This window comes from Arthrobacter sp. Soil782 (assembly GCF_001428435.1).
GTDB lineage: Bacteria > Actinomycetota > Actinomycetes > Actinomycetales > Micrococcaceae > Arthrobacter_D > Arthrobacter_D parietis.
The window spans coordinates 12,374-32,981 of the sequence record NZ_LMSO01000008.1 but is presented as its reverse complement, the minus strand read 5'-3'; the positions used below and the strand labels follow the sequence as shown (position 1 = coordinate 32,981).

Annotated in this window: 18 protein-coding genes, 1 other RNA gene and 1 pseudogene; 2 read left to right on the top strand and 18 right to left on the bottom strand. The window is 60.0% G+C overall.

The features are described 5' to 3' along the window. Positions 1-24: 24 nt before the first annotated feature. From ASH00_RS09485 to ASH00_RS09420, 15 genes and pseudogenes are all read right to left on the bottom strand, one after another. Positions 25-2,256 (bottom strand): S8 family serine peptidase, encoded by a 2,232-nt coding sequence (locus tag ASH00_RS09485; RefSeq protein WP_162252851.1) that lies wholly within the window; start codon positions 2,254-2,256, stop codon positions 25-27. Positions 2,257-2,374: 118 nt separating this feature from the next. After that, positions 2,375-2,742: a transfer-messenger RNA gene (gene ssrA / locus ASH00_RS16435) on the bottom strand. 117 nt (positions 2,743-2,859) lie between these two features. Next, positions 2,860-3,231: a hypothetical protein gene (locus tag ASH00_RS09480; RefSeq protein ID WP_056547960.1), complete on the bottom strand. Its 372-nt coding sequence runs from the start codon at positions 3,229-3,231 to the stop codon at positions 2,860-2,862. Further along, complete coding sequence (gene smpB, locus ASH00_RS09475) at positions 3,228-3,701, bottom strand: SsrA-binding protein SmpB (protein WP_056547956.1); 474 nt, start codon at positions 3,699-3,701, stop codon at positions 3,228-3,230. The genes ASH00_RS09480 and smpB overlap by 4 nt, the downstream gene beginning before the upstream one ends. A 128-nt stretch (positions 3,702-3,829) precedes the next feature. Continuing rightward, positions 3,830-5,365: a peptidoglycan DD-metalloendopeptidase family protein gene (locus ASH00_RS09470; protein ID WP_082566030.1), complete on the bottom strand. Its 1,536-nt coding sequence runs from the start codon at positions 5,363-5,365 to the stop codon at positions 3,830-3,832. Positions 5,366-5,393: 28 nt separating this feature from the next. Further along, positions 5,394-6,305: a permease-like cell division protein FtsX gene (ftsX, locus tag ASH00_RS09465; protein ID WP_056547953.1), complete on the bottom strand. Its 912-nt coding sequence runs from the start codon at positions 6,303-6,305 to the stop codon at positions 5,394-5,396. After that, entirely contained in the window at positions 6,302-7,012 is a 711-nt protein-coding gene (gene ftsE, locus ASH00_RS09460; protein WP_056547950.1) for a cell division ATP-binding protein FtsE, read from the bottom strand. The genes ftsX and ftsE overlap by 4 nt, the downstream gene beginning before the upstream one ends. A 162-nt stretch (positions 7,013-7,174) precedes the next feature. Next, positions 7,175-8,290, bottom strand: a complete 1,116-nt coding sequence (prfB, locus tag ASH00_RS09455; RefSeq protein WP_056547947.1) for a peptide chain release factor 2 — start codon at positions 8,288-8,290, stop codon at positions 7,175-7,177. Positions 8,291-8,327: 37 nt separating this feature from the next. Further along, the gene (locus ASH00_RS09450) at positions 8,328-8,792 is read right to left on the bottom strand and encodes a pilus assembly protein TadG-related protein (RefSeq protein ID WP_235563254.1); all 465 of its coding nucleotides are present in this window, start codon (positions 8,790-8,792) and stop codon (positions 8,328-8,330) included. Continuing rightward, positions 8,789-9,244, bottom strand: coding sequence for a hypothetical protein (locus ASH00_RS09445; protein ID WP_056547945.1), 456 nt, complete (start codon positions 9,242-9,244; stop codon positions 8,789-8,791). Before ASH00_RS09445 ends, ASH00_RS09450 begins: the two co-directional genes overlap by 4 nt. Further along, the gene (locus tag ASH00_RS09440) at positions 9,225-9,614 is read right to left on the bottom strand and encodes a TadE/TadG family type IV pilus assembly protein (protein WP_056547943.1); all 390 of its coding nucleotides are present in this window, start codon (positions 9,612-9,614) and stop codon (positions 9,225-9,227) included. Before ASH00_RS09440 ends, ASH00_RS09445 begins: the two co-directional genes overlap by 20 nt. A gap of 25 nt (positions 9,615-9,639) precedes the next feature. Continuing rightward, complete coding sequence (locus ASH00_RS09435) at positions 9,640-9,858, bottom strand: hypothetical protein (RefSeq protein ID WP_157359079.1); 219 nt, start codon at positions 9,856-9,858, stop codon at positions 9,640-9,642. Between the two features lie 23 nt (positions 9,859-9,881). Further along, complete coding sequence (locus ASH00_RS09430) at positions 9,882-10,811, bottom strand: type II secretion system F family protein (RefSeq protein ID WP_056547941.1); 930 nt, start codon at positions 10,809-10,811, stop codon at positions 9,882-9,884. After that, positions 10,811-11,668: a type II secretion system F family protein gene (locus ASH00_RS09425; protein ID WP_056547939.1), complete on the bottom strand. Its 858-nt coding sequence runs from the start codon at positions 11,666-11,668 to the stop codon at positions 10,811-10,813. Before ASH00_RS09425 ends, ASH00_RS09430 begins: the two co-directional genes overlap by 1 nt. After that, positions 11,665-11,970, bottom strand: a pseudogene (locus ASH00_RS09420) (CpaF family protein); the annotation flags it as partial. The pseudogene ASH00_RS09420 and the gene ASH00_RS09425, both read right to left, overlap by 4 nt. Before the next feature lie 181 nt (positions 11,971-12,151). Here ASH00_RS09420 and ASH00_RS09415 point away from each other — a divergent pair. After that, the gene (locus ASH00_RS09415) at positions 12,152-13,528 is read left to right on the top strand and encodes a recombinase family protein (RefSeq protein ID WP_056547935.1); all 1,377 of its coding nucleotides are present in this window, start codon (positions 12,152-12,154) and stop codon (positions 13,526-13,528) included. Between the two features lie 300 nt (positions 13,529-13,828). Next, complete coding sequence (locus ASH00_RS09410; RefSeq protein WP_082566029.1) at positions 13,829-14,650, top strand: hypothetical protein; 822 nt, start codon at positions 13,829-13,831, stop codon at positions 14,648-14,650. A gap of 28 nt (positions 14,651-14,678) precedes the next feature. On the opposite strand, the gene ASH00_RS09405 is transcribed toward ASH00_RS09410, so the two are convergent. From ASH00_RS09405 to ASH00_RS09395, 3 genes are read right to left on the bottom strand one after another with little or no spacing between them, the layout of a single operon-like run. Beyond that, the gene (locus tag ASH00_RS09405; RefSeq protein ID WP_056547931.1) at positions 14,679-15,875 is read right to left on the bottom strand and encodes a GIY-YIG nuclease family protein; all 1,197 of its coding nucleotides are present in this window, start codon (positions 15,873-15,875) and stop codon (positions 14,679-14,681) included. Then, positions 15,872-17,860, bottom strand: coding sequence for a DEAD/DEAH box helicase (locus tag ASH00_RS09400; protein WP_056547928.1), 1,989 nt, complete (start codon positions 17,858-17,860; stop codon positions 15,872-15,874). The genes ASH00_RS09405 and ASH00_RS09400 overlap by 4 nt, the downstream gene beginning before the upstream one ends. Then, a complete protein-coding gene (locus ASH00_RS09395) occupies positions 17,857-20,565 on the bottom strand; it encodes a DNA methyltransferase (RefSeq protein WP_200954786.1) in 2,709 nt (902 codons plus the stop codon). Before ASH00_RS09395 ends, ASH00_RS09400 begins: the two co-directional genes overlap by 4 nt. Positions 20,566-20,608: the final 43 nt, after the last annotated feature.

The window sequence follows — 20,608 nt, the reverse complement described above, 5'->3', positions numbered from 1 at the left end:
CCTTGAGATGGTTCGTGTGTCGAATCAGCGGAATAGGTTGTAGTCGCTCCAGCCGGATCCGACAATTGTGCGTGCTCCCCACCGTCCGCTCGCGAACGGGTAATAGGCGAGCCGGCCGTCGGTGAGCCGGGTCATCAAACCTTGCCGGCCGGACTGTCCGAACCCCGGGAGCGAGGCCATGGAGCCGACACTCTGCCATCCCGTGCCGATCGTCCTGCGGGATTCTGACAAGAACTGACCTGTTCCGTTGGAACGGTACTGGATGAGCTTTCCGTCAGCCTTCTTCGCGAGGATGTCCATGCGGGAGTCGCCGTCGAAATCAGTCATGGTCAGGTGGAGGCCCTTCCACCCGGTACCGATGCGTGTCCGCGGGCCGAGCGCGCCGCCTGACGGGTTCGGGTAGTGCCACAGTGCGCCCTGCGGATCATAGGCAACGATGCCCGGATACCGATCTCCGGAGCGCCATTTGCCGACCGTCACAAAGTAGTCGCCCCAGCCGTTGCCGATGGTCTGCGCCGGCCGGAACCCTCCGCTGGCTATTCCGGCATAGTGCGTCAGCCGCCCATCCTTCCACTGCGCAACCAGGTCAAGCACCCCGTCCTGGTTCCAATCAGTGACGAAGCCATTCTTCAGCGCGGACCACCCGCTGCCGATCCTTGCCCGCTGGACGAACCCTCCCTTTCCGTTCGATGGATAGTTCCAGAGCGTGCCCGCCGGGTCAGCGGCGACGACGTCGGCAGAACTGCGGATAGACGGTGGGAAACCTGCCGCCCACCATACGGCCGCGTTGGCGTCGACAATACCGGTGCCGCAGCCGTTGGCGCAGGCGCGGGCCAGCGGCCGGGTGGAATCAGCGAGGATCTGTTCGATGTCTGCCGGGCTCAACGCCGGGTTGACCGAAAGCATGAGCGCTGCGACGCCGGCTACATGCGGTGCAGCCATGGACGTTCCCTGCATGTACCCGTAGGCCTCAGCCACCGGTGCTGTCCTTCCGCTGTTCATGGTGGAGAGGATATTTTCAGCTCCGGTGCTGCCGTCTCCGCCCGGCGCACTGACGTCCACCTCCGGGCCGAAGTTGCTGTAACTGGCGTGGTTGCCGGCTCGGCTGGTAGCACCAACGGTGATTACGTTGTTGCAGTTTGCCGGCATCACGTTGGCTGCGGGCTGGGTTTCATTGCCCGCCGCAGCGATGACGACGGACCCTTGTTGGACCGCGAAGTCGATGGCGTGCTGCAGATACGGACTGCAAACTTCCTCTGATCCCAGGCTCATGTTGATGACCCTGGCGGGGTTGTAGTTCGCCGGAAGCGTGTGGAAGATTCCGTTCTCGGTCCAGGCCACCGTGCCGCCCGCGGCCCACCTGATGGCGTCAGCGGTGTCGCTGAGGAGCCCCCCGCAGGCTCCCATCACGCGCACGGGGAGGACCTTGGCCCCGTAGGCCACTCCGGCCACTCCCTTGCTGTTGTTGCCCAGTGCGGCTGCGATACCCGCCACGTGCGTGCCGTGCCACGATGATTCGGTCGACTGCGCACCAGGTTCCGGGTCCAGGCACGCATCACCTGGATCGCTAGGGTCGGCGTCACGCCCGTCGCCGTCAACAGCGATCACGGGATCAGCAACGAAGTCATAGCCGGGAAGCACGTTGGAGTCCAGATCAGTGTGGGCGGTGATTCCGGTGTCCAGGATGGCGATTGTCTCCCCGGCCCCCGTTGACCGGTCCCACGCAGCCGGGACACGGAGGCCTGCCGACTCCGCGAGCAGGTTCCACTGGTCCCTGAAGCCGGGGTCGTTGACCCCTGCAAGCGGGCGCATGAGCACGTCCTCCTGGGCATGCACAATGCCTGGCAGTTCGTTGAGTGCCGCGACAATGTCATCCGCAGCCACGGTTGATACTTCACCGTCGGCTTTGACCACCACGGTGCCGTCCGCCGCCTCCCGGAGTTCCCTGACGGACAGGCCGAGATCCTTCGCCAGGCGACCAAACGCGTTCCCCTTGGCGCCTCGCACCGCAGCCGGACCGTCCTCGAAGGTGATGATGAAGCGCCCGGTGGATCCCGTCGCCTCCGATCCTGCCGTGGCGGGGGCCGCCACGACCTCATCGGGGAGGACCTTCGTCCTGATGGAGGAAGCACCGGCCGACGGCGCGACCATCAGGGAACAGGCAATCGCCGTCGTCATCGCGGCGGGAAGGAGAGCGCGAGAGCCGGAGCGTAGGAAAGGCAGATGGATCCAGGCGGTTGTGAAGCAGGACGGCATGAAGTCAAACGTACAGAAACACGCTGCCTGCCGTGATGAACCTGTGGACATCTTTCCGATCAGCAGGACTGAATGCTGCGGAAGGCAGAGAAAAAGCCCCGGCGAACCGGGGCTTAGTCAGTGGAGATGGCGGGAATTGAACCCGCGTCCGATGCAGTGTAGTCAGGGCTTCTCCGGGCGCAGTTTGCGTCGGTTTTTCTCAGCTTCAGCCATCATGCAAACAAGTGGCTGCCAAGCTCAGTTGCATAAGAGTCCCCTTGGTTCCTGCAACGAGAACCAAGGGCAGTGGCCCTCTAAATGACGCCAGGATCCGGGTCGAGAGCGTACCCGGGCTGACGGACTAGCTCGGCTGCTTAGGCAGCGAGAGCGAAGTCAGTGCGCTTTTGTTCGGCACTTATTGTTTTACAGAGAGCGTTTACGAGATAACTCTGTATCCTCGGCCCGCTTCACCTGTCGCGACTAACATCGTCGAAACCTGTCATCCCCATGTTCAATTTTCAAGCAGCGATTTCACTCGCTGTCCCCCGAATTGCTCCGGGCTACTTAGTCTAACGCAACCACTGCCCGAATCATTCCGGAAGTGCCGAAAACCGGCAGCGGATGCTAGAACCTGATTCCAAGGATGACGATCTGCGCCTGCCATAGCATCAGGACAACGAAGGAGACGGCCACGAATGCCAATCCCAAAGCGGCCAGCGCCGTCGTCGCCGCCTGTTTTCGACGGAAGCTCCACCAAAATACGGCAATGTTGAGCAGGAGCAGAATCGGAGAGATCCACACCAGGATCTGCGCAAAGTACACGTAAATCAGGAAAAAGAACGGAATCAGCGACAGGAATCCTGCTGGAACTACGGCGAACAGCAACAGCAGGTTCACGATCGCACCGACCGTCACCCACCAGGGGCGCTTGTACTTGAGCTCGGACTCTTCCTCGGCCTCGTCGGGTTCCTGGGCATCCCAGAAGACATCGCTCATGCGCCGAGATTCCGTTCCCGCATGGCGCGCTGTGCTTCGCGGCTGTCCTGCTGCTCACGCAGCGTCTGGCGCTTGTCATACTCCCGCTTACCGCGGGCAATACCAATCTCCACCTTCGCGCGTCCATTGAGGAAATACAGCTGCAAGGGGACGATAGTGAAGCCGCTTTCGCGGATCTTGTGGGAGATTTTCGTGAGCTCTTCGCGATGCAGAAGCAGCTTACGGCGACGGCGCGCAGCGTGGTTGGTCCAACTGCCCTGCGTGTACTCGGGAATGTGAATGCCCTCGAGCCACAGCTCGTCGTTGTAGAAGATTGCGAACCCGTCAACCAGGGACGCCCGACCGGCCCTGAGGGACTTCACCTCAGTACCCTGGAGGGCGATTCCCGCCTCATAGGTGTCCAGCACCTGGTAGTCGTGCCGGGCCTTCCGATTGGTGGCCACTACCTTACGGCCACTTTCCTTGGGCACGGTTCAACTCCTTCAATAGTGCGGTGCGCTTCAAGACTGTAGACGAGCAACGCGTCCTAGTCTACGGCGTTAGGCTGGCCCTGCGCTGTGGTTGTCCACAGCCGGCTGCCGTTCACCGCATCGCAGTGCTAAAGCAGACCCATCGGATCAACCAGACTGCCGTTGAGTACGGTCTCGAAGTGCAAGTGACAGCCGTTCGAGTTCCCGGTGGTGCCGGTGTAACCGATCAGCTGGCCTGCACTCACGCGCTGCCCGGGGCCCACCAGGTAGCTCGCCAAGTGGTAGAAGTTGGTAGCCAGCGCGTTGCCTCCGACCACGCCGTGATTCAGCACGATCCGGTTGCCGGCCCCTGGAAGGGCGTTGGAATCGGCGTACCAGACTTCGCCGGCCGCCGGGGCATACAGCGGTGTTCCGCAGGTCACCCCATAGTCGATTCCGGTGTGGGTGTAGCCGCCGGAGCCATTGAAATCGATGGTGCCCAACGGAGTGGGACGCCAGCCGTAGCCGGAGGTGATCGGGCCGCTCACGGGAGAACGCAGCCCGAAAGCCGATGGGCTGGACGCCGGCGGCGGAACAATCACGGGCGCAACCGGCTTCGGGACTACCGGGGCAGGCACGACGACGGGCGGCGGTTTCGGGCGATTGGCGGCTGCCGCTGCTTCCGCTGCACGCCTGTTTGCCTCCGCTGCCTCTGCTGCCGCGCGGCGGTTGGCCTCCGCTGCCGCCGCTGCGCGTCGCTCATTCTCGATTCGTGCCCGCTCCTCGGCCTCGGCCTTGAGCCTGGCCTCTTCCCGCTTGCGGGCTTCTTCGATCAGCCTGCGTTGGCGTTCCGCTATGTCGACCACGACCTGCTGGTGCGCCTCTTCGACTTCGGCGAGCTTTGCCTCGATCACCGGCTTCTGCTTCTGCAGCTTCTCGGACAGCGTTGACGTGTCGGAGATGAGTTTGTCGACCTTTGCCTTCTCGGCAGCGGCTTCATCCCTGGCAACCTGTTCCGCCGCGAGTGCCGCCTCGGCCTTCGCCTTCAGGTCAACGATCTCCTCTTCAACCGCGACCAGCCGCGCCTGCGAGTTCACGTTGGTGGCGTTTTGCTGCGCCATGCGCTCGAGGGCGGAATTCTGGTTACGGAGTGCCTGCTCCACGAGCTCCATGGATGCGAAGCCATCAGAACCGTTGCTCCCAAGCATCAGCGAGAGGCCAGTCGGCACTCCCCCGCTCTTGTACGCCTGCGTCGCGATCTGGCCGATCACCTTCCGGGTTTCAGCCATCTCGGCTTCGTCCTGCTTCAGCTGTTCGGTGATCTTGTTCTTGGTTTCCTGCGCCAACTGCACCCGCTGCGCGAGGGCGTTGACCTCGCTCGTTGCTGCTTCAACGCGACCCTGCGCATCCGCAAGCGACTGCTGCGCACCCGGGAGCTGACCCTGGTACACCTTCAGCTGGGCGATGGTTTCAGTGATGTCCTCGTCGAGGTACTCGATCGACTGCTGAACTTCAGCGATCTGCTCCTCTAGGGCGGACTTGCGGTCCTCGAGCTGATCAGCGTGGACGGGACCGCTCAACGTCAACGTCAGACCGGCCACGGCGGCCAGCGACAGAGCAGTCAGCGTCTTGAACGCCGGTGGGCGGGGAATCCAATGAAGCGAACATAAGTTCACGCTGCGCATACAGTCTCATTTCTCACAAGAACCTACCCTAAACCTTCAAGTAGCGTCTGAGGGTTAGGAGCGATGAAGCGCCTGCCAGCAATGCACCCAGGAGGAACAGTGCAGGAACCACGAGCAGAAGCTCCTGCGTGGAGATGAAGCCCATCTGCGGATACTCCCGTGACAGCCATTCCCCGCCGTAGCGCAGAACAGCCCAGAGCGTCCCCGAAGCGATGGCAGCTCCCAGAATGGCGGCGATGACTCCCTCAAGAACGAAGGGGAGCTGGATGATCGCCTTACTTGCGCCGACCAGACGCATGATGCCCGTCTCCCGTCTTCGGCTGAACGCCGAGAGACGAATTGTGGTTGCAACCAGCAGGATGGCACCAACGCTCATCACTACGGCAATACCCAAGGCGACGAGCGAGGCGATATTGATGTAGCCGAAGATCTCCTCGAGATACTCGCGTTGGTCGCTAACGATATCCACCCCTGGTTCAGAGGAGAAAGCCTCGCTGATGACCTCGTACTTTTCCGGGTCGACGAGACCAACGCGGAAGGACTCCGGAAGCTGATCGGCCGTCACGGCCTCCACGATCGGCGAGTTTGCGAGCTGTTCACGGAAGTGGACAAGCGCCTGATCCTGCGACTCGTACTCCACTGTGTCCACATAAGTACTCAGTTCGGGCGAGTTCAGTTTCGCTTCAATGGCGCTGCGCTGCTCATCAGTGACGGGGCCTGATGCGCAGCTCTCCGAGGTGGAGTTCTCAACGCAGAGAAACACGGCCACCTGCACTCGGTCATACCAGTACCCCTTCATCTGGTTGATCTGCAGCTGCAGCAGCCCCGCCGCGCCCACGAAGGTGAGCGAGATGAAAGTGACCAGCACCACCGAAACCACCATCACGAGGTTTCGTCGCATCCCTGAAGCGATCTCCCCGAGAACGAAAGCGAATCTCATCCGGCAGCCGCCGTCGTCGTCGTTTCTCCGATGTAGATGCCCTGCGCATCGTCGCGGACCACGGAGCCGTCCCGAAGTTCAACCACGCGCTTGCGCATGGTGTTCACTATGTCGTCGTCGTGGGTTGCCATCACCACTGTGGTGCCGTTCTGGTTGATCTTGTCGAGCACCTTCATGATGCCCATGGAGGTGGTCGGGTCCAGGTTCCCGGTGGGCTCGTCGGCAAGCAGGATTCCGGGCTTGTTCACGATCGCGCGGGCAATAGCCACACGCTGCTGCTCGCCGCCGGAAAGTTCATGCGGCATGCGGTTGTTCTTGCCTTCGAGGCCCACCGTCTTCAGCACTTCCGGGACGGTTTCACGGATCACGGCCCGGCTCTTTCCGATGACCTGCATGGCAAAAGCCACGTTAGCGAACACGGATTTGTTGGGCAGCAGCCGGAAATCCTGGAAGACGACGCCGATACCGCGCCTCAGTCGCGGAACGCGCCAACTCGGGATATTGGCGACGTTCTGGCCGGCCACGTACACAGCGCCGCGGGTTGCCCGGTCTTCCTTGAGCACCAGGCGGATGAACGTCGACTTACCGGAGCCGGATGCGCCGACCAAAAAAACGAACTCGTCACGGTCGACATCAAGGCTGACACTGTCCAGTGCCGGCTTCGATTTGTGGTCGTAGACCTTGGTAACTTGCTCGAATCTGATCATGACTACTCTGCGCCCACATAACACTGCCGGTACATGGGCATGGGTGGGGGAAGGGAGACCGGCCTTCTCGACTATAGGCAGCAGTTGCGCGCTGCGGCAGGCACCATCACGGTGTGTCGCAGATCCATAACGGGCGGCATCGTGCCGAACAGCGCCGCCGGCTCACTCTCCGCTGTTGCGGTTGTTGGCGCGCCAGCGAATTCCCGCGTCAATGAAGTCATCGATCTCGCCGTCGAACACTGCGGACGTATTGCCCACCTCATGCTCGGTGCGCAGGTCCTTCACCATCTGATACGGGTTTAGTACGTAAGACCGCATCTGGTCTCCCCAGGACGCCTTGACGTCCCCGGCATGCGCCTTCTTCTCTGCATCTTCCTGCTCCTTCTTGAGCAGGAGAAGCCGGGACTGAAGAACCCTCAGTGCCGCGGCCCGGTTCTGGATCTGCGACTTCTCGTTCTGCATGGAGACGACGGTGCCCGTGGGAATGTGCGTCAGCCGAACTGCCGAGTCCGTGGTGTTGACCGATTGGCCGCCGGGGCCGGATGACCGGAAGACGTCAACGCGGATCTCATTGTCAGGAATGTCGATGGAGTCAGTCTGCTCGATCAGGGGAATCACCTCGACCGCCGCAAAGGAGGTCTGGCGCCGGCCCTGATTGTCGAAGGGGCTGATACGCACCAAGCGGTGGGTACCTGCTTCGACGGACAGGGTGCCGAACGCGTACGGGGCCTTGACCTCGAAGGTAGCTGACTTGAGGCCCGCTTCTTCGGCGTAGGACGTGTCGAGCACCTGAGTCGGGTAACCGCGGCGTTCCGCCCAGCGGAGATACAGGCGCAGGAGCATTTCCGCAAAATCTGCGGCATCCACTCCTCCGGCGCCCGAGCGGATGGTGACGACGGCTTCGCGTTCGTCCCACTCCCCCGCGAGAAGTGTGACGACTTCGAGGTCATCCAGCGCCCTGCTCAGGGACGTTAGCTCCTTCACGGCCTCGACGCGAGACTCTTCGTCGTCCTCATCCTGCGCCAGTTCGACGAGGACTTCGAGGTCATCAATGCGCGCGGTCAGCTTGGCCAAGCGGTCGAGTTCGGTCTGCTTGTGGGACAGCCTGGAGGTTATTTGCTGTGCGGCGGCAGGGTCATCCCACAGGTTGGGTTCGCCGGCCTGCTCGCTGAGTTCGGCGATTTCCGTCCGGATCGCCTCGACGTCCGTCACTGCCACGATGGAGTCGTATTTTGCACGAAGGGCGCGGATCTCCGCGGAAAAATCAATAGCTGCCATGGTGTTTCAAGACTACGTCATGGTCCTGCAGTCGGAGCTAACGGGTCAGGTCCGCCCGCGCATCAGCCGTCGCGGCGATAGGGATGCCGGCTGGAACCAGGAAGTTCACGATCGGCGGGTGAACGACGGCGGTGAGAACCACCCGGGCGGTTCGCGAGTCCGGTGCTCCTGTCGCCGGATCCAGGTTCAGGCTGTTGAACCGCGCCGGCGCGCCCGACCGCTCAAGGTAGGCGGCTGCTGCTCGCGAGACCGAGTCGCTCTCAAGTTCCGGTGCCGGTTCCCCGCCGCCTGAATCTATGGAGGCGACCGAGAAAGTATCGGCTGCGCTCAATGCCGCTCCGTCCGCTACCGATAGCAGCTTTTTGTGCTCGATGTAGACGGCCGAAACCGCTGTGACAACCGCAACCACCAGGAGCGAAAGCAGAATGTATCCGATGATCAGAACCGTGATCTGCCCCTGTTCGTCATCATGCTGGTCCACCTTTCGGTCAGGGAACATCATCCGAAACGCTCCACGAGCTGGGTTGCGCTTGAATCGACCGTGGCTGCTGACGTGTTGAGGCCGGGCATTGTGGGGATCAGCGGCAGGGGAACCCTCAGATCGACGGCGACGGTGACGCTCGACCCGGGCTCCAGGCAGGTGCCCGCGCACGTAATCGTCACCGCCGCGTCTTCGGGTGCGAATCCGAAATCATTGATGGCGAGCTCCACAGCCTGTTCAGCGCGGGCATAAGCCTCCTCTGGGCTTTCCGAGTCAACGAAAACCTTGGCTGCCTGGTCGGCAGCACCAACGACGGCGAATGACGCCCCCTGCAATGAGCCCACAGTCAGCACGAGGTAGACGAGGGGCACCAGCAGGAGCAGACCAAGGAATGTGAATTCGAGAACTGCGCTGCCGTCGTCGTCGTTGTCTTGCCAAGCTGCGCAGACCCGCTCAGGAAGGAAGCGCAGCATGTCCGCTGATCTCCATGGTTCCGGACGGACCAATCAGCCCGATCACGGGAATCGGAGCCCGAACCGTGACCTGAAGGACGGCAGAGCCGCCCCGATTGACCCGGCTCACGGACACGTCCTGTGCGTAGGCGCTGTTGATGGCGTCGGCGATGAGTGAACTTGTGCGCGCTGCTGCATCCGCTGGTGAGCGGTCGGCGAGAGTGCCGTAGCGAGCACCGGAAGAGGCTGCGTCGATCAGGGTGTTTCGCACATGGAGTACCAGCGTGAGCTGAACGATCGCAATGAAGATGATCGTCAGCAGGCCGCCGATGAGAGCGAAGTCGACCGTTGCGGCGCCCCGTTCATTCGGGTGCCGGTGCCGGTTGTCCATGCCCGGGGAGAGGAGAGTCACCGCGTTATGGACTGACGCGGTTGATCGCCTCGTTGAACAGTCCCTCCAGCGCAGGTGAGGCAATAGCCAGAAGTGCGGCCACCAGGACGGCTGACATCAGCGTGATCATCACCCACCCAGGCACGTCACCGCGCTCGGGGTGGTCCGCTGTGTGCGTGAAGTGCCCGCGGATTCGAAGAAGGGTCGTGGTGAACAGAAAGCGTGCGATGAAGCGGTTACGCATGCTGGTTCCTTTCTTTTAGGTAGTTAGAGTCCGAGGTTGATGAGGGCAATGCCCGGATAGACGGCAAACAAGACGGTGAGCGGCAAGACGCCAAATACGAGGGGTACCATCATGGCGATCTCCTTGCGTCCGGCAGATTCCATGAGTTCGCGCTTTGAGAGGTCCCTTACGTCCTGAGCCTGGGCGCGGAGTACATCGGCGAGCGGGGTTCCCCGCTCTACTGCCACACTGATACCGTCAACGAACCGAACGAGCGGCGCCAGTTGAGTGCGGTTGGAGAAGTTCTGAAGCGACTGCATCAGGGGCGTTCCGGCTCGGGTCTCGGCAAGAACGCGTGCGAATTCTTTGGTCAGCTCGCCGTGGCCTGTCCTGCAGATGCGTTCCAGGGCGCCGGTAGCGCTCTCGCCCGCGCTGACGGCGAGGGCCATCAACTCGGCGAGGCTTGGGAATTCCGCGAGGATGCGGCTCTCCCGCTTCCTTATCTGCGCGCCCAACAGGTAGTCGCGCAGGAGATAGCCGCCGGCGGCGCTGCCGAAGACGATGAGGATCGCGAGCATTACGTTGAAACTGCCGGAGGCCGCCAACGTGAGGAGGATTGTTGTCGATGCCGCGAGCCCGATGCTCCCCCAGATGATCTGCTCTGCACGGAAGTCGAGGACGGATTGTGTGCGGCCCGCCTGCTCCAGCCTTCGCGCGAGAACAGACGACGCCGGACTGAACCTGTTGAGCCAGGTGACGGCGTCGCGCGCCACTGGGCGGATGATTCGTTCCAGCGGTCCAAAGGGGGTCACGGTTTGGGAATGCAGGAGTCTGGAGCTCACGTCCACGGACTTGAGTTGGGGAGCGATGCGCTCAACGAACCGCGGCTGACGCATGATCGGCAGCCGGACGAATATCAGCCAGAGCCCGGAGCCCAAACACGCACCCACGAGCGCCGCCAGTGCAAACTCCATCAGCTCAGCACCCGCTCGTCGTCGGGCAACGCGCCGATCCGCAGCATGATCCAATAACAGAACGCTGAGACCAGCAGTCCTCCGATGAGCACCACCGCACCGCCCGGTGTGTTGTACGCCGCGACGGCTTCGGGACGGGTCGAGAGCAGCGCCAACACGATCCATGGTGCTGCCACGGCTAGCCGGGCGGCGTTGACGGTCCACGATTGGCGCGCCTCGAGCTCGCTTCGGGTTCTTGCGCTGTCACGCAGGAATTCCGCGAGGGTGCCCAGTAGCCTGCCCAGATCGGTGCCTCCGACCTCGCGGGTGAGGCGCAGTGCCTCCACGATACGGTCGGCCACAGGATCAGCCAGCCGGTCCTTCAACCGATCGAGGGACTGATCGAATTGTCCGCCTGATCGGTAATCTCCCGCAAACTCTCGGAAAGCCGGCCGTAATTCCTCCGGTCCCTTCACACCCAACTGCATCAGCGCTTCCGGCAGGGACAAGCCGGCGCGGATGGCGGATCGAAGGTGGTCCACGACATCAGGCCACAGCTCCCGCAACGAGGCTGTGCGCTTCCGCGCACGCCAGCGGACCAGCATGACCGGCAACAGCCCGCCGAAGATTGCGAAGCAGGCCGCTATGGCCGGCGTACCCGTAAAGACAAAGACAAAGAGGAACACGAAGAGGGCGGCAATCCCGCTGGCTGCCAGCAGACCGCTCGCTGATACCCGCTCGACGCCAGCTCGCAGGAGCAGTTCCTCCACTTTGCCGGCACCACGCCGGACCCTTGCGGGACGTGGAGGCACCGCCCAGGTTGACCACCAGATCAGGAACAGGCCGGCCCCCAGGGCCACGCCGACTGCAACGGTCATGATGGGCTCAGGAGCGAGGCGACGGTGTAGCCTGCAGCGGCGAACTTCTCCTCGGCGGGCATGTTCGACGCGGTGGCACGCAGCTCACCTTCGGTTCGTTTGAACAAGGTCGAGGTCTCGATCACACCGTTCTCGACACGGCGCCCCAGTGCAACGATCTCCGCCACCCGCCGCTGCCCGGATCGCTCGCGAACGCAATGCACCACCAGATCGATGCAGGAGGCAACGGTCGGCACCACGAACGCGCTGGAGATGTTAGCGCCCGCCAATAAAGGCAGCGTACAAATCTTGGTCACCGCATCAGGGACACGTCACAAAAGACGTATACCTTTCCCGCCCTTTTTCCTAAGTTTGTTCCTCTACGCTGTGATCTTGGACGCACAAACGTCGGAGAATGCTCATTGCTCCGGTGCCAGGTAAAGCACGCAACGACACGCCACTTGGGCTAACACAATATGTGTCCCCTCTCCCTAGGTTTAAGTCATGCACAAGCGGGCCGTCATCTACACGCGCATCTCAAAGGACATGGAAGCCATGGGTCTCGGCGTAGCTCGGCAGCTCGCGGACTGTCGGGATTACGCAAAGGAAAAAGGCTACGAGGTAGTTGAGGAGCTTGCGGACAACAACATTTCCGCCTCTGGCCTTAAGACCCGCCCCGAGTATTTGAAGCTTCGCGACCTCATGGCCGACCGCGGCGTCGATGTCGTCCTCGTCTATGCGATGGACCGCTTGCATCGCAATATGAGGGAGCTCGCCGAGTACATTGAGCTCTCGAATGACACCGGCACGGCTATTGAATCGGTCGTCGCTGGAAAGGTTGACCTAGCCTCAGCGGACGGGCGTATGGTGGCCACCATCATCGGCGCCCTGGGCGCTGCTGAACGAGAAAAAACATCGGAGAGACAACTGCGGAAGGCGCGGGCCAATGCGGAAGAAGGGAGATGGCCGGGCCAGCGGGTATACGGCTATACGAACGACGCCAGCATCGTTCCTCACGAAGCTGAAGTGATCAAGGAGATCGCGGAAAGGGTGCTTGGTGGTGAGGGGCTGAACGCCATCGCCAACTCCCTCAATTCTCGAGGCATCCCGACGCTGAGAGGAGCTGCCTGGAGAGCTACGACCATCGTGGGCATCGCCCGCTCGGCGCGAATTGCGGGCAATCGGGAACACCACGGTGTCATCACCAAGAGAGGTGCGTGGGAAGCGATTGTCGATGAGGAGACATCGATTTTGTTGCGTAAGCGGCTCGCCAAGGGTCGCGCAGAGGGCCGCCCTGTTGGAGGGCCACGAAAGCACCTTCTCTCCGGGTTACTGGTCTGCGGAAAGTGTGGAGGCCCGTTGCAGCGCGGGTTCGCAGGTACCGCTCGGACTCCCGTGTACAGATGTGGGAAGAACGAGGGCAGTAGAAGCTGCGGCCGCATATCGATCAATCTGAAGGCAACAGAGGATTTTGTGGCCAGCGCCCTATTTGCAGCCTTCGATAGGGCGATTGAGCAGCAACAGGAGGACGCGGGTGAAGCAGAGCGGGCGAGATATGTCGCGGAAAGCAAACGCCTCGAAGAACGAAAAGCACAACTCACGAAACTGTTCGTCGCGGATGAAATCGACGAAGACGCCTTGACAACGGGGTTGAAGGCCATCAGAGAACAACTGGAAGCGCTCCCCCAGCCACGACCCAAAAGCACCCGACAACGGCAGACCGGCGCAGAGCTCGCGGCGGCCTGGCCCGAGATGGAAACCTCCGTCAAAAGAGCCCTTCTCGACCAGGTCTTTGTGAAGATCACCGTCACTCCGCGAAATATAGTTACCGGTGCAAAAGTCTTCGACGAAACTCGCCTCGTACCAGAGTGGCGAAGCTAGGCGGCCTCTTGCTTTGCACAAGCGTTGGAACGATCTATGGATGTGAGGGCACGAGCGTGTACCTGCGTGCTGACGATCACAGGAGGGAGCCCCTGCGCGGTCCTCGTTGAACGAACCCATTCGGAAGCGATATTTTCTGCCATGGAAGCTCTATGCGGACCGGGGCTTGGCAGCGGTCATTTTGCGTTCGCAAGGCAGCCCCTCCACTTGGGACCGTCAATGGGCAGCCCAGTGTGGGTCAGGGCAAGGACTGCTAACGTTTTGAAGGCAGATCTACCCGTCTCCGGAAGGTAAGTCCACATGGCAATTGATCTCCTCGAATGCGGCAACTGTCTGACGGACGAACATGTGGAGCTAGCTGAACGCTTGACCGGGACCCAGAAGAAGCTCAAGTGCACAAATTGCGGAGACGAGTGGCTTCGGGGTGAACCGGCCCGGCAAGCCCGATCATCGCCCACTCTGGACGAGATTAAGAAGCGTTTCCCGAAGCCCGGGGATGTCGACCCGGTGAAGCTTGCACGGGTCGACGAACTTAAGGCTGATTTCCTCCGGCGCGAACCCGAACCTGTGCCAAACGTCGCGCCGTACTGGAAAAAATACCAGTGGGTGTTCAGCGCCGAGGGTCTACCCACGGCGGACCCTCAGGATCTTAAGAACTTCGCCAACTCGAGCGTTGGTGCGAACCCAGGGAACATGTCTGTCTTCAATGAAGCGTGGAATGAGATGGGCACCGAGGTCGCCGCTGCCCAAGTTCGCAGAACTATCGAGTATCTGCTTCGCGGCACGTCGCCCTCCGCGTTGGAAGACCGCCTTACTGCGCTCATAAACGACGCCACACCGAATGCGATGAGGGGCTTCAAAGAGTCACTACTCACGAAGGTCTTGTGCATCGCATATCCGGAGGAGTACCTGACAATCCTCATGTACACCGGCGTTGCAGGTAAACGGGAGATCGCCCGGTCGCTCTGGGGCCTCGAACTGCCCGCACCCGAGAGCACCACCTGGACCAAAGGACGCCTCATCCTGTGGAGCAACAATCTGCTGCGTGCTCTTTTGGGTGATGGCTTCCGCCACCAGCAGCACGCTGCCGAATTCTTATGGTGGGCGAAGGACAGAGCGTAGAAAACGTCCTTCTCAGCGAACTCGGAGCTTATTCACGCTCGACGAGCTTCTTGAGTTGCGCATCGTAGACGTAGCTGACGATTTCGCCGGACATGATCATATGGATGGCCTGGTTGATCACCTTTCGTGGCGCAATAAACCACTCCGAAGGATCGTAATGGCGGCCCTTGCGATCGATTTGGGTAAGGTCAAGCCGCACCTCGGCGAAAACGCGATGTAGGAGGTGTTCCAGGGCCGAGGGCTTCAGGTTGTAGGTCCGGTAATTCTCCACAATCTTCACTGGGGACATCAGATAAGTCGGCGACTTCTCAGCGTTCTTGATTCGCTGCTCCACGCTCGTGGTCGAAAACCCGATTTTATGCAGGTCTTCGATCCCGGCGATCTGCGGATCGTCGCTCAACGACTCAAGTACGTAGATGTGACCGCTTTCCCTGTCGGCGTCAAAGATTTCGTCATCTCCGACGCCGGTGCGAACGATCGCTTGGCCTTCCTGCTCGTGGAGCCGTATCGAAAGGGACTGCCGGTACATCGAGGACTCGGTGCCGTTTTCGAAGATCACCCGCAGGCGCTGCTTTGGCTCCGGTTTGCCGCCGACAATCATCGTTTTGGTTTCGCCAACTTCCGCTACGAACAGCATGATTCCGTTCAGGACGAAGAACCGCCCCTCCTGCACTGTCGGCAACCCCTTGAAAGCAGCCAGAGTCACTGCGCCTTCGGCAAGTTCGGCGTGCTTAGTCTTGAAAAGGTGTTCGAACTGGTCGAAGTCAACGTTCTTCCTCCGCTTGGCTACGGAGTCAGGGGAATTCGGTGCTTTACGTATCGGTAGATCCGAGACATCAAGCAACCCGGATTCATCACCAAGCAGATCCAGCTCATCCCCCGCGAGGAGGTCATCAAGGGAGGCAGGAGCCTCGTGGACCTCCAACAACCCGAACTCGTCGAGATGCTTCAAAGCTGCAATCTTCTCCTCGTTAGCGCGAATGCCATCGAGCCTGGCACCAAGCTTTCGCTCAGCGATTTCCCGCGTCGTCGAACTCGGGATGCGGTCATGGGAACGACGGAACTCCACGACTTCCAGGAAAGCGCGTTCCAGCCGATCGGCTGAGGTGACCTTCTTTGTCTCTTCCGGTGCGTCGAGGAGCTCGCCAGCATCCGCATCGAACAGCTCTTGCAAACTGGCAAGGCGGGCAGAAGCCCCTGAATCCATGATCTCCGTCTCGCTCATGTGTCCTCCCCCACCATCTCCATTGCCCGCTGGGCGGCCTGATGCTCCTGCTTTTTACGCTGCAGGAACAGCAACACCTCGGCATACCGCTTCTCTGTCGAGTCTTCGGAGCGCACGTTCGGTCGGCGTCCTGCAACCTTGGCCCAATTCTGAATTTTGGGGAACAGCGCCAAAGCCTCTTCCTCCGTGACTTCCACCCGTGTGGCGGTGATGGTGTCCTGGATGATGCGCAGTACGGACGGCGTTACGGACTTCGAGATGACCTCGAAGGCCCGCTGGAAGGGGTTGACCGAGTCGATGAGGTTGATATTGATGTCATCGATGTTGACGAACTTCTCGGACATCTTTATGAAGCGCTTGTCACCGACCTCGCGAACCTCGCCGTTTTTGATGACGGAGTCGACCACCACCTGCTGACGAAGCTCCTCAACCTGGTTTTCATCCAGATCGGGGTACCGCTCGCGGATGATCTTCGGGATCAGAACCTTATTCGTCGTCTCGGGATCGACCGAGCCGGCAGCCGCTTTGGCGAAGGTGTCATCTTGAAGGATTGTGGCCTTAAGGTCGTTCAGGTCCGTCTCGACGATCTGCTTGACTCGCTCCGAGGAGGGCTCCTTGAAGCCCTTGATCTTAATGACGCCCGGTGGGTTGACATCATCGTCACCAGTGTTCTTGGTCTTGAAAGTGAAATTCTGTGCAAGCACCTGCTCCATCAGCAACGACGCTGTAATGGCCTTCAGCATGTTGTTCACCGAGACCTTCACTTCGCCCTGGGTGGCGTCGGGCTCAGCGATCAGGTTCGTGAACTGGGCATGCTCCTTGCCGGGGCTGTCGCGGGTGACACGACCGATGATCTGGATGACCTCGGTCAGCGAGGCGCGGTAGCCGACGGTAAGGGCGTGCTCGGCAAAGGGCCAGTCGAAGCCTTCCTTTGCCATGCCCAGGGCGATGATGATGTCCACACCCTCGCGCTCTTTGGAGGCGACACGGGAAAGATAGTGGAGCGTGTCAGCGCGTTTCTTCTGGTCCGTGTCATCCACGAGATCAGCGACCCGAAGTATCGCACCGGTGTCTTTATGGCGAATGCTGATGATCCCGGTATCGGGGTCAGTGCTCTCGACATGGCCGATGGCGTCGATGATAAATCCGACTTCCTCGATCTTGTCCTTGGTGGACTCGCCAGAGTTGACGTTCGGAATGTGAACTATCGTCTTCCTGTCCAGATGCAGGACTTCACCGATAGCGTCCGTATAGCGGCCCTGGTAGAAGTGATGTCCGATGCCGAGCGAGCGCAAGTGCTCGTACCCGTTGAGCTGGTCATAGTAGTTGAACGTAACAGGCGTGAACCGTGCCTCGTCCTCAGCAGACAGCACAGGGACCGAGTCGCCGCGAAAGTAAGAGCCGGTCATCGCGACGATGTGCACGTCCGAGCCGTTCATGACTTCGCGCAGGAGGGCGCCGAGGCGGTTGGCTTCAGTATCAGCGGAGACATGGTGGAATTCGTCGATCGCCAGCACTGTGCCGTTGAACGCCTCCGGGGCGAGCTTCTCAAACGCGAACCGCAGTGTCGCATGCGTGCAGACCAGCGTTGCGTCCGAGCTATCTAGGAAGTCGATGAATGCTCCGACCTTGCCCTGCGAGGAACCCGGATCACAGAGGTTGCGTTCCTCTTTGATCTCCCAGTCCGCGAAGAACCCATTCGAGGTGAGCTTCGTCGAAGAGAAGGAGCCTCCGATGGATCGCTCAGGCACGGCGACGATGACCTTCTTCCGGCCTTGGTTATAGAGCTTATCGAGAGCAACGAACATCAGCGCTCTCGACTTGCCTGATGCCGGCGGAGCCTTGACAAGAAGGTGCTGGGCGTCTCTCCTGGCGAACACACGCTGCTGCATCTCTCGCATACCTAAAGCATCGGTGTTTACAGACGCTTTCGTGCGGGCGTAGGTCACGTCGACAACGTTCATCGGCTTCTTGATCGTGTTCATTTCCGCACCCTCTTTGTCTTCTTCTCACGTAAATCCCGAGCTGCCTCGGCGGCCATTGCCTCATACATTGCAAACAGGTCCGAGAGCCTCTGTTCATCGGTCTCGTAGCCACGTTTGAAATAGATCGATTCGACCAGCGCGTCGACTGCTGCATGAGCTGCGCGAAGATCCTCAGGCATTAGATCAGGATTGTAGAGCTCTGACAGCGTCTGTTCGCAGTGGTACTCGCGAACGTCTAGGACACGCAAGGCTGCTTCGGTCAAATCCTCTTTTATGGACTCCCTGAGCGGAGGGACCGGAAAGTTGTTATAGACAATAGTGTTCGTGTAGCGCAATCGAGTGTCCAGCTGACCTCCTATAGCGCGTGCCCACACCATGTGAGTCGCAGATGTCAGAAGAGCAAACACCCACGGCTCGGCGTCATATGCAGCATTCGCCAGGTTCGAAACGACGGTTCCTCCATCTAGATAGCCGATCGGTATATATTCTCGGTTTTCTGAAGAAGTTGACGGGACAATGATTGAGTTGGTGTCCTGATGCGCCCAAAAGTAGAATTGGTTCGGCACTGCCGCTTTTGCCCTGGTCGACTTCTCCGTGCTCTTCTGGCGATGTACTCGCACCTCTGCCAATCGCTGTGCGACTACCGATATTTTAGAAGCTTCTTCGACCGCTTGATCCGGAACTACCAGACACCACCGGGTCTTGCCCTTGATGAATTCATCAGCCCCGCTGAAGCCTCTGATGAATGCACTGGCCTGCGGTGCTACTGCAAGCAGTTCCTCCTTCTCTGCGTCGCTGAGAATCAGGTTGCCGCCATCGTTCGGCATCGAGCCAAACCCGAGCCTGGGCAAAGAAGAAAGAGGACTGCTGCGTCTGCTGATCCAGATGTCCGGAGCGTCAGCCAGATATGGGTTGATACGTTTTGCACTAAGACGTATGTCGCCTGTGTAGATGTATTTGGGTTCAGTTGAGCGGTTGCGGAGGCTGACGACCACGCAAGTGACTCCGGCGACATTCTTCGCATGGTTGGACCATTTGAAGGAGGTGTAGGCATAGTCGATTTCTAGTTCTTCACCGAGAACCTGTGGCCAAAGAATCCCGACTTGCTCGCCTTGGGTGATCGAATTTGTCGTGACGAACGCCAGCTTCGCCGCCGTGCCGCGTATGAAGTTCGCACCTTTGATCAGCCATGCAGAGACATAGTCGAGGCTCTTGTACTTTGCAGTTATCGTAGCCAGATCGCGCTTCTGCTCTGCAGACTGCTTCCGGCTCCCCAAGTAAGGCGGGTTGCCTAGGACATAGATTTCAGTTGCTTCATCGTTCGGGCAAACAGCATGCCAGTCGAGAGTGATGGCGTTTCCGGCCTGGATCTGCCCTATCTCCTTGAGGGGGATCAGTGGGATGGCGAGGTTGAACTTTTCCTTGAACTCAGCGTTCATTTGGTGCTTGGCGATCCAGAGGGAAAGAATTGCCACCTCTACGGCAAAATCGTCGATCTCCAGTCCATAGAAATGTTCGATGCTGATCCTTGACTCGGCGTATAGCATTTGGTGCTTCGGATCGATCTCGAAAAGGCGTTCAAGAATCGCGTGCTCGAGCCGACGCAATTCTTTGTACGCAATGATGAGGAAGTTGCCAGATCCACACGCAGGGTCGAAAACCTTGATCGCGCTGATTCGTTCGAGCAGTGCCTCAAGCTTCTTGACGGAGTCGAACCCCGCATCAAACTGCTCCTTAAGGTCATCAAGGAACAGCGGCTCAATGGTTTTAAGGATGTTCGGCACCGAGGTGTAGTGCTGGCCCAAGTCGCTGCGCTTTCCCGGGGTGACGATCGCCTGGAACATCGATCCGAAGATGTCCGGGTTGATGTCGCGCCAGATGAGTCTGCCCGATTCAATCAGCAGATCACGGGCCTTCTTCGTAAAAACCGGAACGACGTGCTCAGAGGACATCGTGAACAACCGGCCGTTGACGTACGGAAACCGAGCCAGGTGTGAGGGTTTCTCACTGGCGTCGTCCGTATCGAGCGCCTTGAACACCTCGGTGAGGAACTCAGCGACGTCTGATCCGTCGAGTTGAGTATGCGAGCCGACGGCGTTGGTGAAGGCGCCCTCCTCGAAGATGCCAGTATCTTCAGCGAAGAAGCAGAACAGGAGGCGGGTAAAAAACACGTTGAGCGCATGACGCCCGTGCGCCATATCGAAGATCGCGGGGTTCGCTGCCAGCAGCTCGTCGAACAGTTTGCCCATCCGTTCGGCAGCCTTGACGTCCGCGTGGGCCTCGGCGACGTATTGCGCTTTCTCCATTCCGGCCCAAGGCAGGAAGAATGTGAAGTGCTGGGCGATGTCCCGGATTGGGATCATCAGGTTTTCGCCGGTCTTTGTGTCGATGGCCAGCAGTTCCGAATAATCGGTGACAATCACGAAGCGTGTGTTGTACCTGACGACCAAGGGTGAAGTCTTCAGTTCGTCGATGACCGCGAGAGGGTCGCCCGTTGTCTCCTTGAAATAGACGACGTTCTTCTGGGCGACTTCGGACTGGGGGTCACCGGCAACATTGAGCGATCCGTTACGCAACCGCGTTACGTTACCCTGCGGTTTGCCGTACGCCAGCAAAAGGCTGAAAATGAACTCTCGATCGTAGGATTCGCGACCGCCAAGCGGGGCAACGCGCTCCTCGACAGCCTTCAGGTTGAGCTTCACCACGGAAGAGCCTTCCTCAAGTTTGGGGTCCCGTTACAGTTCGCCG

Coding starts and splice junctions, on each gene's coding strand:
- ASH00_RS09485 (WP_162252851.1), bottom strand. CDS start 2,256: ATGCCGTCCTGCTTCACAACCGCCTGGATCCATCTGCCTTTCCTACGC.
- ASH00_RS09480 (WP_056547960.1), bottom strand. CDS start 3,231: ATGAGCGATGTCTTCTGGGATGCCCAGGAACCCGACGAGGCCGAGGAA.
- ASH00_RS09470 (WP_082566030.1), bottom strand. CDS start 5,365: ATGCGCAGCGTGAACTTATGTTCGCTTCATTGGATTCCCCGCCCACCG.
- ftsX (WP_056547953.1), bottom strand. CDS start 6,305: ATGAGATTCGCTTTCGTTCTCGGGGAGATCGCTTCAGGGATGCGACGA.
- ftsE (WP_056547950.1), bottom strand. CDS start 7,012: ATGATCAGATTCGAGCAAGTTACCAAGGTCTACGACCACAAATCGAAG.
- prfB (WP_056547947.1), bottom strand. CDS start 8,290: ATGGCAGCTATTGATTTTTCCGCGGAGATCCGCGCCCTTCGTGCAAAA.
- ASH00_RS09450 (WP_235563254.1), bottom strand. CDS start 8,792: ATGATGTTCCCTGACCGAAAGGTGGACCAGCATGATGACGAACAGGGG.
- ASH00_RS09445 (WP_056547945.1), bottom strand. CDS start 9,244: ATGCTGCGCTTCCTTCCTGAGCGGGTCTGCGCAGCTTGGCAAGACAAC.
- ASH00_RS09440 (WP_056547943.1), bottom strand. CDS start 9,614: ATGGACAACCGGCACCGGCACCCGAATGAACGGGGCGCCGCAACGGTC.
- ASH00_RS09435 (WP_157359079.1), bottom strand. CDS start 9,858: ATGCGTAACCGCTTCATCGCACGCTTTCTGTTCACCACGACCCTTCTT.
- ASH00_RS09430 (WP_056547941.1), bottom strand. CDS start 10,811: ATGGAGTTTGCACTGGCGGCGCTCGTGGGTGCGTGTTTGGGCTCCGGG.
- ASH00_RS09425 (WP_056547939.1), bottom strand. CDS start 11,668: ATGACCGTTGCAGTCGGCGTGGCCCTGGGGGCCGGCCTGTTCCTGATC.
- ASH00_RS09415 (WP_056547935.1), top strand. CDS start 12,152: ATGCACAAGCGGGCCGTCATCTACACGCGCATCTCAAAGGACATGGAA.
- ASH00_RS09410 (WP_082566029.1), top strand. CDS start 13,829: ATGGCAATTGATCTCCTCGAATGCGGCAACTGTCTGACGGACGAACAT.
- ASH00_RS09405 (WP_056547931.1), bottom strand. CDS start 15,875: ATGAGCGAGACGGAGATCATGGATTCAGGGGCTTCTGCCCGCCTTGCC.
- ASH00_RS09400 (WP_056547928.1), bottom strand. CDS start 17,860: ATGAACACGATCAAGAAGCCGATGAACGTTGTCGACGTGACCTACGCC.